The sequence below is a fragment of the Bradyrhizobium sp. DN3 genome (genome assembly GCF_041357655.1).
Lineage (GTDB): Bacteria > Pseudomonadota > Alphaproteobacteria > Rhizobiales > Xanthobacteraceae > Bradyrhizobium.
Window position 1 is genome coordinate 203992 of record NZ_JAULLN010000009.1, and the last position, 15697, is coordinate 219688.

General features: G+C 63.6%; 12 protein-coding genes. 4 read left to right on the plus strand and 8 right to left on the minus strand.

The window, feature by feature from the left end:
• Nucleotides 1-105: 105 nt before the first annotated feature.
• Nucleotides 106-1023: a hypothetical protein gene (locus AAE027_RS16140; protein WP_370990307.1), complete on the minus strand. Its 918-nt coding sequence runs from the start codon at nucleotides 1021-1023 to the stop codon at nucleotides 106-108.
• Nucleotides 1024-1036: 13 nt separating this feature from the next.
• The gene (locus AAE027_RS16145) at nucleotides 1037-4807 is read right to left on the minus strand and encodes a vitamin B12-dependent ribonucleotide reductase (protein WP_370990308.1); all 3771 of its coding nucleotides are present in this window, start codon (nucleotides 4805-4807) and stop codon (nucleotides 1037-1039) included.
• Between the two features lie 760 nt (nucleotides 4808-5567).
• Between AAE027_RS16145 and AAE027_RS16150 the strand changes: the two genes are divergently transcribed.
• The gene (locus tag AAE027_RS16150) at nucleotides 5568-6464 is read left to right on the plus strand and encodes a DMT family transporter (protein ID WP_370990309.1); all 897 of its coding nucleotides are present in this window, start codon (nucleotides 5568-5570) and stop codon (nucleotides 6462-6464) included.
• Nucleotides 6465-6540: 76 nt separating this feature from the next.
• On the opposite strand, the gene AAE027_RS16155 is transcribed toward AAE027_RS16150, so the two are convergent.
• The 3 genes from AAE027_RS16155 to AAE027_RS16165 form a co-directional block, all read right to left on the minus strand.
• Entirely contained in the window at nucleotides 6541-8796 is a 2256-nt protein-coding gene (locus tag AAE027_RS16155) for a CHASE3 domain-containing protein (protein WP_370990311.1), read from the minus strand.
• Nucleotides 8793-9215, minus strand: coding sequence for a response regulator (locus tag AAE027_RS16160; RefSeq protein ID WP_091888060.1), 423 nt, complete (start codon nucleotides 9213-9215; stop codon nucleotides 8793-8795). Before AAE027_RS16160 ends, AAE027_RS16155 begins: the two co-directional genes overlap by 4 nt.
• 246 nt (nucleotides 9216-9461) lie before the next feature.
• Nucleotides 9462-10133, minus strand: coding sequence for a BA14K family protein (locus AAE027_RS16165; RefSeq protein ID WP_370990312.1), 672 nt, complete (start codon nucleotides 10131-10133; stop codon nucleotides 9462-9464).
• Between the two features lie 245 nt (nucleotides 10134-10378).
• Between AAE027_RS16165 and AAE027_RS16170 the strand changes: the two genes are divergently transcribed.
• Nucleotides 10379-10789, plus strand: a complete 411-nt coding sequence (locus AAE027_RS16170) for an NADH:ubiquinone oxidoreductase subunit NDUFA12 (protein ID WP_370990313.1) — start codon at nucleotides 10379-10381, stop codon at nucleotides 10787-10789.
• 348 nt (nucleotides 10790-11137) lie between these two features.
• Here the strand turns inward: AAE027_RS16170 and AAE027_RS16175 are convergent, their stop codons facing one another.
• Entirely contained in the window at nucleotides 11138-11857 is a 720-nt protein-coding gene (locus AAE027_RS16175) for a DUF899 family protein (RefSeq protein ID WP_091888168.1), read from the minus strand.
• Between the two features lie 82 nt (nucleotides 11858-11939).
• The gene (locus AAE027_RS16180; RefSeq protein WP_370990314.1) at nucleotides 11940-12626 is read right to left on the minus strand and encodes a DJ-1/PfpI family protein; all 687 of its coding nucleotides are present in this window, start codon (nucleotides 12624-12626) and stop codon (nucleotides 11940-11942) included.
• Nucleotides 12627-12717: 91 nt separating this feature from the next.
• Here AAE027_RS16180 and AAE027_RS16185 point away from each other — a divergent pair, with 91 nt between their 5' ends.
• Nucleotides 12718-13656, plus strand: coding sequence for a GlxA family transcriptional regulator (locus tag AAE027_RS16185; RefSeq protein ID WP_370990315.1), 939 nt, complete (start codon nucleotides 12718-12720; stop codon nucleotides 13654-13656).
• A 41-nt stretch (nucleotides 13657-13697) separates the two neighbouring features.
• On the opposite strand, the gene bla is transcribed toward AAE027_RS16185, so the two are convergent.
• A complete protein-coding gene (gene bla, locus AAE027_RS16190) occupies nucleotides 13698-14579 on the minus strand; it encodes a class A beta-lactamase (RefSeq protein ID WP_370990353.1) in 882 nt (293 codons plus the stop codon).
• A gap of 101 nt (nucleotides 14580-14680) precedes the next feature.
• Between bla and AAE027_RS16195 the strand changes: the two genes are divergently transcribed.
• On the plus strand, nucleotides 14681-15583 hold the full coding sequence (locus AAE027_RS16195; RefSeq protein ID WP_370990316.1) for a LysR substrate-binding domain-containing protein: 903 nt from the start codon (nucleotides 14681-14683) through the stop codon (nucleotides 15581-15583).
• The last annotated feature ends 114 nt before the right edge of the window (nucleotides 15584-15697 follow it).

The window sequence follows — 15697 nt, forward strand, 5'->3', positions numbered from 1 at the left end:
CCTCGTCTTGACTCGAATTGACCAGCAGCTCGTAGGATAGGTAGAGCGGAGCGAAACCCATCATCGTCGAATGATAGGTTTTACAAGCTCTATCTATCCTACGAGCTAGCTCGCTCGTGAGCGCCGTGCATCTTCTTGCATCTCGAGATTCTGTGCGGTGAGCAGTTGATTGCCGTGATCTATTTTCTCGACGAGTTCATTGTACGATGTTGGAAAACTGTCTGCTTCATCAGGAATTTTGAGGCTCATGGGAATTCGGTAGCTTCTTAGGGAAGAAAGTAGCGCGATGACCATTCCGATCGCCGCAAGAAACAAGAGGCACGCCGTGAGAACCTTTGGAATCAGTAGGAACCAAGTTTTTTCGCTCGTGATTTCGTAAATTTGAAAAAACAGCAGGGCGGCCGAAGCAAACAGCAACAGAAGTAGCGCTGTAGATTGGCCAAAACGTTTCAGCGCTCGATTTTCAAAAGCAATGTCGCGGTTAACCGGCGAGCTCTTAATTCCTTTGATCGTTCCAAGCAGTTCGGGGCACGTGTTCGCGCCCTTTTGTTTTTCAACAACGTCATAGAGAATTTCTATAGTAAACCCATCTCCGGCATCCAAGTAATCGAAGCTGATCGTTACGTCCCCTGCGGCGTCCAAGTGCGCGGTCGTGCAAATTACATCGCGGGTTGCTTTTATTATCGCCGCGTTGATGATCTGCACATTCCCGGCTCTCAATCGCAGCGGATCGGCCGTGGCGATCGCGGTGCCATCGATGGTCGTATTGCCGCTGTTCCAAATGAAGAACAATACGCGTCGCGGATCGCGAAGCTGCCGCTGTTTATAGAATAGCGTAACATCGGAAAATGCAGGAATTCGAAACCAAATAAAGCGAGAATATTCGCACGCAAAACTTAACTCGGTTCGTTGCAAAGACCGTCTGTAAAAGAAAAATGAAATAATCCCGCCACCTAAAATGCCGAGTACGGCAAGGACTATATCCTTGCCGTACGAGTTCCAAAGGACAAGTGCAGTTTCCATGCGCTTTCCTGGATTACGAACACCCCGTCGTACTTCCGCAAGTATCGCACTTCATGCAGGTGCCATTCCGCACCAGCGTGAAGTTGCCGCACTCTGAGCACATCTCGCCCTCGTAGCCCTTGGCCTTGGCCTCTGCGCGACGCTCGGCCTTAGAGGGGGCGGCGGTCGCGGCGGTGCCGGCCTTGCTCCACTGCAGCTGCTCGAGCTTCTCCGTCGGGGAGAGGTCGTGGCTCGCCTCCTGCTTCAGGGCGACGGCGCCTTCGAGGGCGTCGCCGACACGGGCTGAGGTGCCGTGCGAGGCCAGCGCCGTGACCTTGCTGCCGCCGGCGGGAGCGCTGTCGTTGCCTTGCGAGACTGCGGTGGTGCCGCCGCGCATCACGAACAGGTTGTCGGTGCGGGAGCGGGTGAGGCCGCGCGAGACCAGTTTTGTCGCGTGCTGGCCGCCGTCCTCGTCCGGCTCCTTGCCTTCCTCGACGCCCTTGCCGAGCGCGTCAAAGCCCGTCTCGTTGGGATCGACGTGGGCGAGGTCGAAGCGAGAGAGGTAGCTCACCGCGAGCTCGCGGAAGACGTAGTCGAGGATCGAGGTCGCGTATTTGATGCTGTCGTTGCCCTGCACGGGGCCCGCCGGCTCGAAGCGGGTGAAGGTGAAGGCGTCGACATATTCGTCCAGCGGCACGCCGTATTGCAGGCCGAGCGAGACCGCGATGGCGAAGTTGTTGATGAAGGAGCGGAGCGCCGCGCCTTCCTTGTGCATGTCGATGAAGATCTCGCCGAGACGGCCGTCGTCATACTCGCCGGTGCGAAGATAGACCTTGTGGCCGCCGACCACCGCCTTCTGGGTGTAGCCCTTGCGTCGGTCAGGCATCTTCTCGCGCTCGCGCATCACGATGATGCGCTCGACCAGCTTCTCGACGATCTTTTCCGAGACCTGGGTCGCACGCGCGGCCATCGGCTTCTCATAGAGCTGCTCGACCGCGTCGTCCTCGTCCTCATCGTCGCTGATGAGCTGCGAGTTGAGCGGCTGGCTGAGCTTGGAGCCGTCGCGATAGAGCGCGTTGGCTTTCAGCGCGAGCTTCCACGACAGCATGTAGGCGGACTTGCAGTCCTCCACCGTGGCGTCGTTCGGCATGTTGATGGTCTTGGAGATCGCACCCGAGATAAAGGGCTGCGCTGCCGCCATCATGCGGATGTGGCTCTCGACCGACAAATAGCGCTTGCCGACCTTGCCGCAGGGATTGGCGCAGTCGAACACCGGATAGTGCTCGGCCTTGAGGTGCGGGGCACCTTCCACCGTCATCGCGCCGCAGATGTGGACGTTGGCCGCCTCGATCTCGCGCTTGGTGAAGCCGACGGCCTGGAGCAGGTCGAAGCCCGGCGCGGCAATGGCTTCAGCGCCGATGCCGAGCTGGTCGCGGATGAAGTCTTCGCCAAAGGTCCACTTGTTGAAGGCGAACTTGATGTCGAAGGCGGTCGGCAGGGCCTTTTCGACCTTGGCGATGGCTTCATCGGTGAAGCCCTTCGCCTTGAGGGTCGAGGCGTTGATGCCCGGCGCGTTGGAGAGCGAGCCGTGGCCGACGGCATAGGCCTCGATCTCCGCGATCTCGCTCTCGCGATAGCCGAGCGCACGCAGCGCTGCGGGGACCGCGCGGTTGATGATCTTGAAGTAGCCGCCGCCGGCGAGCTTCTTGAACTTCACCAGCGCGAAGTCGGGCTCGATGCCGGTGGTGTCGCAGTCCATCACGAGGCCGATCGTGCCGGTCGGCGCGATGACGGTGGTCTGGGCGTTGCGATAGCCGTGCTGCTCGCCGAGCGCAAGCGCCGCATCCCAGGCCGCCTTGGCATGCGCGACCAGGTCTTGTTGCGGGCACGAAGCGTGATCGAGCGGCACCGGGTTGACCGAGAGCTGCTCATAGCCGGAGGCCTCGCCATGCGCGGCGCGGCGGTGGTTGCGGATCACGCGCAGCATGTGCGCGGCGTTCTTCTTGTAGCCGGGGAAGGTGCCGAGCTCGGCCGCGATCTCGGCCGAGGTCTTGTAGGTGATGCCGGTCATGACGGCGGTCAGCGCGCCGCAGAGCGCGCGGCCTTCCTTGCTGTCATAGGGCAGGCCCATGGTCATCAAGAGGCCGCCGATATTGGCGTAGCCGAGGCCGAGCGTGCGGAACTCGTAGGAGAGCTCGGCGATCGCCTTCGACGGGAACTGGGCCATCATCACCGAGATTTCGAGCACGAGGGTCCAGAGCCGGCAGAGATGCTCGTAGCCTGCGACGTCGAACAGCTTGGTCGTGGTGTTGTAGAACGTCAGCAAATTGGCGGAAGCGAGGTTGCACGCCGTGTCGTCCAGGAACATGTATTCCGAGCACGGATTGGACGCGCGGATGTCGCCGGACGCCTTGCAGGTGTGCCAGTCGTTCATCGTGGTGTTGAAGTGCAAGCCCGGGTCGGCCGAGGCCCAGGCGGCGTAGCCGATCTTCTCCCAGAGGTCGCGTGCCTTCAGCGTCTTCGTCACCTTCTTGGAGGTGCGGGCGTTCAGATTCCAGTCGCCGTCGGTCTCGACCGCGCGGAGGAAGTCGTCCTTCAGCGAGACCGAGTTGTTGGAGTTCTGGCCCGACACCGTGAGATAGGCTTCCGAATCCCAGTCGGTGTCGTAGGTGTCGAACTGGATGTCCTTGTAGCCCTGCTTGGCAAACTGGATGACGCGCTTGATGTAATTGTCGGGCACGAGGCTGCGGCGCGCGAGCTTGATCTCGCGGCGCAGCGCTGGGTTCTTCTCGGGATCGAAGCAGTCGTCGCCCGAGCCTTCGCAGTTGACGCAAGCCTTCAGCACCGCCTTGAGGTGCTTCTGGTTGATCTTGGATCCGGTGACGAGGGCGGCGACCTTCTGCTCCTCCTTCACCTTCCAGTCGATATAGGTCTCGATGTCGGGGTGATCGACGTCGACGACGACCATCTTGGCGGCGCGGCGGGTGGTGCCGCCGCTCTTGATGGCGCCGGCCGCGCGGTCACCGATCTTGAGGAAGCTCATCAGGCCGCTCGAGCGGCCGCCGCCCGAGAGTTTCTCACCTTCACCGCGCAGGCGCGAAAAATTGGAGCCGGTGCCGGAGCCGTATTTGAACAGGCGGGCTTCGCGGACCCAGAGGTCCATGATGCCGCCCTCGTTGACGAGGTCGTCACCGACGCCCTGGATGAAGCAGGCGTGCGGCTGCGGATGCTCATAGGCCGACTTGGACTTGGTCAGCTTGCCGGTGAAGGGGTCGACGTAATAATGGCCCTGGCCGGGGCCGTCGATGCCATAGGCCCAGTGCAAGCCGGTGTTGAACCATTGCGGCGAGTTCGGCGCGACCATCTGCATGGCGAGCATGTAGCGGAGCTCGTCGTAGAAGGCCTGCGCGTCTTCATCCGTGGAGAAATAGCCGCCCTTCCAGCCCCAATAGGTCCAGCAGCCGGCGAGGCGGTCGAACACCTGTTTTGCGCTGAGCTCGCTGACATAGCGCTCTTTCTCGGGCAGGGCGGAAAGCGCCTCGGTGTCGGGCACGGAGCGCCACAGGAAGGAGGGGACGGATTCCTCCTCGACCTTCTTCAGGCGCGCGGCGACGCCGGCCTTGCGGAAGTACTTCTGGGCCAGCACGTCGGAGGCGACCTGCGACCATTCGGTCGGCACCTCGACATTGTCCAGCTTGAACACGACCGAGCCGTCGGGATTGCGAATCTCCGACGTGGTCAGCCGGAAATCGATTCCCGCATAAGGTGACTGTCCTACCGTGGTGTGGCGCCGCTCAATCCGCATGGTCTTGCCCCGTCCTTATCTTTGACCGAACCGCCTCCGTTCAGGCGTCCCGGTCGACATTTCGCTTCGCGAGTCCTTTTGGCCGTTCGGCCTCTGGGCATCGCAGTTCAGCCGGTGAACCCGGCCCTTTTTCTCCCGACGCGATTGTTCGGTGCACGCACCTAACATCCGCCGGCATGCCCAGACCCATCCGCCCCCAAGGGGATGCGCCCGACATGCGTTCAACGCCCACACCGTCACTTCAGCCGTTTGCCATGCGAGCCTGTTGCCGGCCCGTTCTGGCGCCCGAAAAGTCCGCTATCCGAGGGCAGACAAGCCCTCATCCCGCTGCCTTTGGCTGGCCGGCGGAGCTGAGATTTGCGAGACCCTTTGGGGGAGTGCCGGCGGGACGCAAACTCACTCGCGCCGAACGGTCCGAAAGCTAGGACTCTCCGTTGCGCCCGTCAAGAAGTAGTGCGAGTTCCTGAATCAAATACTAAATATGGTGGATTGTGGGGGATAACAGGGGTCTCGGCCGCGCCTGTTGTGGAGCCAAGTATCAGTGAGTCCTCAGGGATTCCCAACCGAAAAAATTTGCATGCCGTGATGCAGCAGGCGCTTCATCCCGCTGTTCACAGGGCAGCTATATTTTTGGGCGATGGGATTGCGTCAGTGGGACTCACGTAGCCCTACGGAAGGTGAGGGCAGGCATGCCCGCCAAGGCGGTGGTTTGCGCCGCGAATCCGCGCCAAGCTGAGCCCGATTTTGCCGGACTGCCCCCATGCATGATTCGACGAGGCCGGTGCAGCGACCGCGCATCGCCCCCGCCGGCCTGATGTTCCTCGCGATTACCTCGATCGGTTGGGGCTTCAACTGGCCGGTGACGAAATTTTTGCTCGCCGAGCTGCCGCCGCTGACGCTACGCGGGGTGACCGGCGTGCTCGGCGCCGTGCTGCTGGCGTTCCTTGCGGTGATGCGCCGGCAGAGCCTGCGGGTGGACGGCGCGATCTGGCCGCGCTTACTGACCGCCGCCGTGCTCAACGTTACCGGCTGGATGGTGCTGATGGGCCTGGCGCTGCTCTGGCTGCCGGCGAGCGAGGCGGCGTTGATCGCCTACACCATGCCGGTCTGGGCCTCGATCATCGCCTGGCCGGTGCTGGGTGAGCGGCCGACGGTCTTGCGCACGCTGGGGCTGTTAATGGCCTTTGCCGGCCTCGCCTCGATCATGGGCGGTAACGGCATTGCTGCCAGCGCAGAAAAGCTGCCGGGCATCATCATGGCGCTGTGCGGCGCGCTCGGCTTTGCCGTCGGCACGGTGTTCTCGAAGAAGTACCCGATCCACCTGCCGCCGATCACGGCCGCGGCCTGGCAGATCGGGATCGGCTGCCTGCCGATCTCGATCATCGGCCTCTTGATTGAGACCACGCATCTTTCGCAGGTGACGCCGGTCGGCTGGTGGCTGCTGGTCTATTCGGTCGTCGGGCAGTTCTGCATCGCCTATGTCAGCTGGTTCGCCGCGCTGGCGCGCCTGCCGGCCTCGGTCGCCGCGATCGGTACCATGGCGGTGCCTGTGATCGGTGTCGTCACCTCGGCGATCGCGCTCGGCGAGCCGCTCGGGGCAGGGCAGATCGCGGCGCTGATCTTCACGCTTGGAGCCGTCGTGCTGGCGACGCGCTGAGATCTTCACCTCTCCCTTCGGGAGAGGTGATCCGAATTCGGGGCGACCGCATCGATCTAGCAAAGCGCATCTCGCGCTAGCTCGCCGCCATCCCGCCGTTCAATGCCTTCCTGATCATCTCGGCGAGCTGGTTGCGGCGGTAGGGTTTTGTCAGCAGCATCACGCCGTCGTCGAGCTTGCCGTGGTGGACGATGGCGTTGTCGGTGTAGCCGGAGGTATAGAGCACCTTCAGGCCCGGCCGGCGCTTGGCCACCTCCTCGGCGAGCTCGCGGCCGCTCATGCCGCCGGGAATGACGATGTCGGTGAAGAGCAGATCGAACGGCTGGCCGGCCTCGATCAATTGCAGCGCGGCCCGGCTGTCGGGCGCGGCCACCGCCTTGTAGCCGAGGCTCTGGAGCTGCGCGGTGACGAAGTTGCGCACCAGCGTGTCGTCCTCGACCACGAAAATGGTCTCGGCGCCGCCTTCGGCCTGCGGCGCGACGGGAGCCGCCATGTCCGCCGTGCCTTCGCCCGGCGGCAGATAGAGCTTGATCGTGGTGCCGTGGCCTTCCTCGCTGTAGATCTTGATGTGGCCGCCGGACTGCTTGACGAAGCCATAGACCATGGACAGGCCGAGGCCCGAGCCCTTGCCGACCTCCTTGGTGGTGAAGAACGGCTCGAACGCCTTCTGCTGGACTTCGGCCGGCATGCCGGTGCCGGTATCGCTGACGGCGAGCATCACGTAAGGACCAGGCCGCACGTCCGGATTGTTCTGCGCATAGGCCTCGTCGAGCGCGACCCGATGGGCCTCGAACAGCAGCTTGCCGCCGTTCGGCATGGCGTCGCGGGCGTTGATCGCCATGTTGAGCACGGCATTGGTGAGCCGAGACGGATCGATGTGCGTCGTCATCGGCCCCTGTTCCAGCACGGTCTCGATCTGGATCTGCTCGCCGAGGGTAGGGCGAAGCAGTTTTGCGATGTCCGCGACCGCAGTGCTGATCTCGACGTTGCGCGGCTGGAGCGGCTGCCTGCGCGCGAACGCCAGCAAATGCTGGATCAGCTCGGCGCAGCGCTCGGCGGCATCGTCGATCAGCCGTGCCGTGCGCTGGAGCTCGGGCTGGCCGATCAGGCTCTCCACCAGCGTCTCGGTGTTGCCGGAGATCACGGTCAGCATGTTGTTGAAGTCGTGCGCGACGCCGCCGGTCAGCTTGCCGATCGCATCCAGCTTCTGCGACTGGTACAGCTGCCGCTCGGTCTCGCGCGAGGTGGTCGCATCATGATAGACCAGCACCGCGCCCGAGATATTGCCTTGCCCGTCCAGCATCGGCCGGCCGCTGATCATGAGATGGCGGGGAGGATTGCCGCCGTGCGGGCGGACGATCATCTCCAGCTCTTCGAAGTGCTCGCCGCGCAGCACGCGCGTCGACGGCAGCTCGTCGGCCTTCAGCGGCGTGACGCCGTCGCCGTGATAGACGTCGGACAGCGCGCGCAGATTGCGCAAATTCATGCCGGCGCGATGTAACAAGATGCGCTCGGCGGCCGGATTGGACAGTAGGACGGCGCCCTCGGTATCGATGACCAGCACCGCTTCCGCCATGCTGCGAAAGGTGCTCTGGAGCACGTTGACCGACAGGCGCAGTTCGTCATGGGCTGCGACAAGATGCTCGGTGCGCTCGGCCACCGCCGCCTCGAGTGCCTCTTTGGCGGCCGTGGTCTCTGTCAGCGTGCTCTGGAGCTGTACCGTGGCGCGCTGGCTCTCGCGCATCACCAGCGCGACCAGGAGCAGGATCAGCACGGCGCCTGCAACGTCGATGCCGAGCAGCACGGTCCCGGTGCGGCGCGAGTCCTGGGAGCGCGCTGTGAGCAGGCGCTCTTCCTCGGCGCTCAAAAGGTCGAGATTGCCCATCACCGTGTCCATGAGGCCGCGACCCTCGGCCTTGCTGTTGAGCGCGGCAATGCCGGCCTGATCGTTCTCGGCACGCAGGCGCATCGCTGCGGCGGCAATCTCGACCCGGCGCAGCGCCAGCGGCTCGGTGCCCTCCAATAGCGCCACTTGATCCCGACTATCGCGCACGTCGCGCTTGAGGTCGGCGAGGGCCGGCGCGATCTGGGCGCGTACCGCCTGAAACTCGTCGTTGAAGCCCGGGCTGCGATAGAGCTCGTAGCCGCGCGCTGCGCTCTCGGCGCGGCGCATCAGCACGCGCAGATCGGAGATCTTCTTCTGCACCTGGACGGTGTGATTGACCCACGCCGCATCGGACCGCGACTTGACGTCGAGGGCGATCGAGGCTGCGGTGATGATCAGGAGGATGGCAAGTCCAGCACCGAGAATGACGCGCTGCGTTGGGATCAAGGGGCTTCTTTCTTGTCCTTCGGCTGTGCGCTCCCGCCCGCGCCGGTGAGGCATTCCCGGATCGTGGTCAGCAGCGCGTCCGGAGTGAACGGCTTGCGCAGGCAGCGGGTCGCGCCGAGCTCCAGCGCCATGCGGAGAAAGTCGGGGGAAGGCGAGGCGGACGAGGCGAAGGCGTAGCCGGACATCGCGATCAGCGGCGTGGCGGGCGCGCGCTCGTGAAAGATGCGGATGGACTCGAAGCCGCGCATGTGCGGCATGAAGATGTCGACCAGCATCACGTCGAAAGTCTGTGTTTCGAGCGCAGCCAATCCCGCTTCTCCGCCGTCGGTCAACGTGACGTCGAAGCCCTGACGTTGGAGGAGGACCTCGATGGTCGCGCCGACCATCGGATCGTCATCAACCACGAGAATGCGCGGCATGACACTTCCCAGTAATCGAGTAATCGAAGTCCCCACTGTAGTTTGTGATATCCGCGAATCGTGGGTCGGGTCAATTTTGGATTGGGTCAACGTAGATATGCACGGCGCAGTGCATAAAGGTCCCGCCTGCGTCGCGGTAGCGGCGTCACAATCGGCGAGTAGTTTCCGCGAAGCCCATGAGGGCGATCGACACGCGAAAGGCGCCGCATCGCTGCGACGCCTTTGCTTCAAATGTCATCGATCGGCTTAGGGGCAGGGATGACGCTGGCCGTCATAACCGAGATAGGTCCCCGAAGCCGGGTCGTACGATCTGTAGCGCTGCGCGCAATAGGCCGCGGAGTCGTCGCCGCTGTCGGGCACCACCGCTACTGACGGCTCATCATAGTAGCTGTCGCCGTAGTAGTAGGGGTCGTCGTAATAGCCATAGCCCCCGCCATAATAGGCGTACGACCCGAGGCCGCCGATCGCGGCGCCTGCCGCAAAGCCGGGCCAGAAGCCGCCGCGATGATGATGGCGCCAGCCGCCGCTCCAAGTGCCGCCACTGCCGCTCCAAGTGCCGGACGGGGCGGTTGCGACGCTGGTGCCGCTGACGGTCGGCGAGATGGCGGGTCGGCTCACCGTGCCGGCCGCGAAACTGCCACTGCTCGGACGCACTGCGGTTCCGGCCGCGAAACTGCCACCGCTTGGACGCGCTGCGGGGCCAGCCGCGAAACTGCCGCCGCTTGGACGCGCCGCGGGGCCAGCCGCGAAACTGCCGCCGCCACCGCCACCCATGCGTGCGCCGCCTCCGCCGCCTCCACCGCCGCCGACATGGGCGCCACCGCCTACGGTAGGACGATTCTGAGCAAAGCTCGGGCTCGCCAGCGGAAGAACCAGCGCCATGGCCGCGGCGGCACTCAAAACTGTCAGACTTTTCATGATCAAGCTCCTTTCCCGGAAGCCAACCCTGCGAAATGGCAGTGGTTCCTGGATCACGCCGGTTTGCATGCGTGCAGGAAGCGTCTCACCTGACCGCTGTACCCGGGATGAACGGATCGCGTCCGATTTGCGGCAACGCCCGCGTCGGGGGCACCGCATTTGCGGAGAGCATGGCTGCCCCTACCGAACTGGACATTTCTGCGCCCGGATGGCATCAGGACCCGACGAAGCAGGGCCCTTGCCGCATGAAACAATTCTTCCTCAAGTTCTTCACCTGGTGGAATGGCCAGACGTTTGGCACCCAACTCTGGACCAAGCGGTACGGGGAGCTGGTCGGCCAGGACGAGCAGGGCAATCTCTACTATCGGACCCGCGGCGGGGCGATCGATCCGACGCTCGGATTCGAGCGGCGCTGGGTGGTCTATAACGGCTATGCCGAAGCGAGCCGCATCCCGCCGTCCTGGCACGGCTGGATCCATCACGTCGTCGATGTGCCGCCGACCGAGGCTAACTACCAGCCGCGCGAGTGGGAAAAGCCGCACCAGCCGAATCTCACCGGCACGGCGAAAGCCTACCGTCCTTCGGGCTCGACGCTCGCCAGCGGCCGGCGGCCGAAGGCGACCGGCGACTATCAGCCCTGGACCCCGACTAACTGAGGTCTGTCCACTCGCCACTGGATGCACGCGCATCCGCCTCGCAACCGCTGTGGACAACGGGCACAGCGGGGATGCCGCATGCGCCGGCGTTGTGCTCACGCCAGCGATGCGGCTCAATGGTCCCATCTTACGGAGATGGGAGACCATCGCGTTCGGTTCGGGCAACAGTTCGCGACTGTCCCGAGATGCAGCGGCCGCCGAGTAAGGACTCGATCGGGAGATAGGCCCCCGGTCTGGAAGTTCCGAAATCGCCCGATGGAATGTGCAGCCGCCGTAAGACAGGAAAGGCCGCTTGGGAAACCGAGCGGCCTTTTTCTTTGAGGCACTTCGTCAGCCGGTTTGTGCGCCTCAGTCGTAGCGCACCTTCGGGAAGAAGTCGCCGCGGCCTTCAGGCGTCATGTCGAGCAGGCCCCAGAGCGGATCGACCAGATCACCGGCGCGATGATGCTGCTTCGGCGCGGGCGGCGCGAAACTCATCTCCGAGCCCCAGAAGTGCCTGATCTTGCCATTCGCTTTCCTGAAGACGTTGAAGATCGTCTCGTCCCAATTCTGCCCGTCGGGAACGTGGTGCTGCGCGCGCATACCCTTAGAGAACTTCGAGGTGTCGCCGAAGTAGTCCGCATCAAAGGTGTTGCCGGCCGTGGACAGCAGCGACAGATGTTCCCAACCTCGTTCGTGGGCCCAGGCTGCGAGACGCGCGATCGGCGATTTCGCAACGATGTGAAGCGCTGCACGCTCGCCGACATGCCGTGCGGCGCCGTCGAGCCCGTCAAGCAAATGGGTGCAGCCGGGGCAGGGCAACTCGCGCTCCGGCCCATACATGAAGCTGTACAGAACCAGCGTTTCATGAGGGCCGAATAGCTCCGACATCCTGACCTGTTCTGGCATGCTCGTTTTGCCGATGCGTTCGAAGACGTAATCTTGGAGCACCTCGCCGCCGAGCGGTAGCGCGCGACGCCTGGCGGCAACGGCCTCAATCTGAGCTCGGAGGGCAATCTCCTCATCCAGCAGCGCATTTCGCGCGGCACGATACTCAGTGCTTTCATTGGGGTAGTGGAGATGCTCCATGATTGCGCTCCGGATGCCGTGAGTTTCGTGCGGGTTTAACTCCTCCCCTAAAACCTCAGTTCCACCACCGAAGGTGGAACGTCTACATCACCCGCGCCGCCGCGCGCTTCACGGCTTCGAGTCGGCGCGCCTGGTTTTGCGCGCCGCGCTCCCGGAGCAGGGCCAGCACCTCGGCGGGCGCGGTGTCGGGCGAGCCGGAGTTGAACGGTGGAGCGGGATTGTATTCCATCTGGAGCTGAATCGCTTGCGCCGCGGTGCGGTCAACCAGGATCGACACCAGCGTCAGCGCGAAATCGATGCCGGCGGTGACGCCGCCGCCGGTGATGCGGTTGCGGTCGATGGAGACGCGCGTCCTGGTCGGCGTTGCGCCTAACCGGCCGAGCATCTCCATCGCGCTCCAGTGGGTGGCGGCACGGTAGCCCTTCAACAGGCCGGCCGCGCCGAGCGCCAGCGCTCCGGTGCAGACCGAGGTGACGTATTTGGCGCCTTCTGCCTGCCGGCGCAGGAATTCGAGCACCTCCTCGTCATTGAGCAGATTGTTGACGCCGCCGCCGCCGGGCACACAGATGACGTCGAGTTGCGGACAGTCCGCAAAGGTCGTGGTCGGCGTCAGCGTCAGGACGGAATCGCTCGGCACCGGTTCGATCCGCTTCCAGATCAGGTGCAGTTTGGCGCCGGGAAGCATCGCGAACACCTGCAAGGGACCGGTGAAGTCGAGCTGGGTGACGCGCGGAAACACCAGGATTCCGATCTGGAGCGGTGACGACATGGGAGCCTCCGAAAATGAGCTTGACGCCGGCAGGATCGCATGGTGCCCTTCTGTCCAAAATGGCGTAATTCCCTCACTTTCGGACATGACCATGATCGGCATCCTGATCTTCCCGGACTTTCAGCTGCTCGATGCGGCGGGCCCGATCTCGGCGTTCGAGGTCGCCGCGCGCTGCACCGGCAAGCCGCCTGGCATTCGCGTGCTGGCGGCGACGGCGGGCCTCGTGCGCAGCTCGTCGGGCGTCGAGATGATGGCGCGTGATTTCAAGTCGGCGAATGCGATCACGACGCTGGTCGTGGCCGGCGGCGCGGGCGTTGCGGATGCCGCGCGCTGCGAGGTCACGCGCGCCTTCGTGCAGCGCCTGGCAAAGCGTGGCGTGCGGGTCGCGAGCGTCTGTTCGGGCGCCTATGTGCTCGCCGAAGCGGGACTGCTCGACGGCCGCCGCGCCACCACCCATTGGGGGCGGACGCGCGATTTCGTCGCGCGCTATCCCAAGGTGAAGTTCGAGCCGGACCAGATTTTTACCCGCGACGGCAATGTCTGGACCTCGGCGGGAATCTCCGCCGGCATCGATCTCGCGCTCGCGATGGTCACTGAGGACCACGGCGAGGAGATCGCGCAACAGACCGCGCGGCACCTCGTGCTCTATCACCGCCGCAGCGGCGGCCAGTCGCAATTCTCCTCGCTGCTGGAGCTGAAGACGCCGAACGGGCGCTTCGGCGCGCTGTTGTCCTGGGCGCGCGAAAATCTCGACGCGCCGCTGACGGTGGAAGACCTCGCCGATCGCGCCGGCATGAGCGCACGACATTTCGCCCGCGCCTTTGCCGCCGAGACCGGCACGACACCGTCCAAGGCGATCGAGCGGCTCAGGCTCGAGGTCGCACGCGAACGCGTGCAGTCCTCGCGCGAGGCGATCGAGCTCGTTGCGGAAGTGACCGGATTCGGCGACCCCGAGCGAATGCGGCGCGCCTTCATCCGCGCCTTCGGCCAGCCGCCGCAGGCGCTGCGGCGCGCGGCGCGGGCAGGCTAGGCGCGGCAGGTCTTACCGGGCGAAAAGAAAAATCGCGATTGTCAGCCGAGACCCTTGCCGATCTCGCGTGCGACCGATGCGATCACGTCGTTTCGTCCATTCGCATCGAGTGCGGCTCCGGTGAGGTAAACGGCGATGATCAGCGGCGACTGCCCAGGCGGCCATACGATCGCTACGTCGTTGGTCGTGCCGTGTTCGCCTGCGCCAGTCTTGTCGCCCACACGCCAGCCTTGCGGCAGGCCGGCGCGCAATCGGCTATCCCCGGTCTTGTTCGCGACCAGCCATTTCACGAGCTGATCACGAGCTTCCGGCAGGAGCAAATCACCGAGCAGCAAGCGCCTGAAATTTGCGGCCATTGCGTTCGGAGTCGTGGTGTCGCGAGGATCGCCCGGAGCCGCTTCGTTCAACTCGGGTTCGATCCGGTCCAATCTCGTCACATCGTCGCCGAGAGTCCGAGCGAAGCTGGTCAGCCCGGCCGTGCTGCCGATATTCTTCAAAAGCAGATTCCCGGCGGTATTGTCACTCCTCGTCATGGCGGCGTCGCAGAGTTCAAGGAGCGACATGCCCTCGCCGACATGCTCACGGGTGACAGGCGAGTTCTCGACAATGTCGGCCTGCTCGATGCGAACGCGCCGTTCGAGGCGATCCAGCCTGCTGCCTGCGTCCTTCAGTATCGCTGCGGAAGCGAGCACCTTGAATGTGCTGCACATGGGAAAGCGTTCATCTCCCCTGTGATGTATCAGCGCTCCCGTTTTCGTGTCGAGCACGGAGACGCCGAGCCGGCCTCCGCTCTTCAGTTCCAGCCGCGTGATGGCCTCGATCAGTCGTTCTGCTCCGACTGGCGCTGCACTCGAAATCTCCGGCAGGAAGAGACTTCCCGCGAACGCAAATGCTGATGAGCCGAACTGACGTCGCGTAAGCATCGAAAACTCCCCAGGAATCGTGAACAAGTTTTTGCGTCGCGCTCTCGCGATTGACAAACGATGCTTCGTGAGGCCATCCATAAGAAAAACTTGGATCAGACGTGGCCCGCCGCCCTCCCAACGTTTCCAGCCTGCCGTTGAACGCGCTCCGCTCGTTCGAGGCGGCGGCGCGACATCTCAGCTTCACCAAGGCCGGTCTCGAGCTTCGCGTCTCACAGGCCGCCGTGAGCCAGCAGGTGCGGATCCTGGAAGAGAGTCTGCGCGTGAAGCTCTTCAGGCGATTGACCCGCGGGCTTGCTCTGACCGAAGAAGGCGAAGCGCTGCTGCCTGCGATCTCGGACGCTTTCAGTCGAATTAATCAGGTCCTCGACCGGTTCGAGAACGGTCGAATGCGCGAGATGCTAACGATCGGCGTGGTCGGGACGTTCGCGTCCGGCTGGCTCCTTCCGCGCCTCAGGAACTTTACCTCTGGCCATCCGCACATCGACGTCAGGATCTTTGCCAACAACAATCGCGTAGACCTCGGCGGCGAAGGATTGGACTATGCCATTCGATTTGGCGACGGCGCATGGCACGGAACGAACGCCGAGCGTCTGGTCGATGCCCTCTTCACGCCGATGTGCGCGCCAGCCATCGCGAAGCGACTGAGAACGCCGCTCGATCTCCATCAGGAGGTGCTGTTGCGATCGTATCGGATTGGCGAGTGGGCACAGTGGTTCGAGGCGGTGAAATGCCGGCAACCTCGGATGACGGGCCCGACCTTCGATTCATCGGTCTCGCTGGCGCATGCGGCAGCTCAAGCCGCCGGTGTCGCGCTATTGCCGGTCGCGTTGTTTTCGGATGATATGTCGCGCAAACGACTGGTCTGTCCTTATGACAGCAAGGTCCATCTCGGATCGTATTGGCTCACGTCGTTGAAATCGAAGCCGCTTTCGCACGCCATGCAAGCGTTCCGCGACTGGATCTTGGCGGAGTGCAGGAAAAAGAGACCGCTCAATCCATGAGCCTTGCGAGTCTTGCCGCGGACCTCCGATGCGAATCGCGTTGCATGTTCTAGGTGGGGCCTTCTGCGGCCGCTGCGCTGGAAGTATCTGTGCGGGCCATCAATCGTCGTGCGA

Coding starts and splice junctions, on each gene's coding strand:
- AAE027_RS16140 (WP_370990307.1), bottom strand. CDS start 1,023: ATGGAAACTGCACTTGTCCTTTGGAACTCGTACGGCAAGGATATAGTC.
- AAE027_RS16145 (WP_370990308.1), bottom strand. CDS start 4,807: ATGCGGATTGAGCGGCGCCACACCACGGTAGGACAGTCACCTTATGCG.
- AAE027_RS16150 (WP_370990309.1), top strand. CDS start 5,568: ATGCATGATTCGACGAGGCCGGTGCAGCGACCGCGCATCGCCCCCGCC.
- AAE027_RS16160 (WP_091888060.1), bottom strand. CDS start 9,215: ATGCCGCGCATTCTCGTGGTTGATGACGATCCGATGGTCGGCGCGACC.
- AAE027_RS16165 (WP_370990312.1), bottom strand. CDS start 10,133: ATGAAAAGTCTGACAGTTTTGAGTGCCGCCGCGGCCATGGCGCTGGTT.
- AAE027_RS16170 (WP_370990313.1), top strand. CDS start 10,379: ATGAAACAATTCTTCCTCAAGTTCTTCACCTGGTGGAATGGCCAGACG.
- AAE027_RS16175 (WP_091888168.1), bottom strand. CDS start 11,857: ATGGAGCATCTCCACTACCCCAATGAAAGCACTGAGTATCGTGCCGCG.
- AAE027_RS16180 (WP_370990314.1), bottom strand. CDS start 12,626: ATGTCGTCACCGCTCCAGATCGGAATCCTGGTGTTTCCGCGCGTCACC.
- AAE027_RS16185 (WP_370990315.1), top strand. CDS start 12,718: ATGATCGGCATCCTGATCTTCCCGGACTTTCAGCTGCTCGATGCGGCG.
- bla (WP_370990353.1), bottom strand. CDS start 14,579: ATGCTTACGCGACGTCAGTTCGGCTCATCAGCATTTGCGTTCGCGGGA.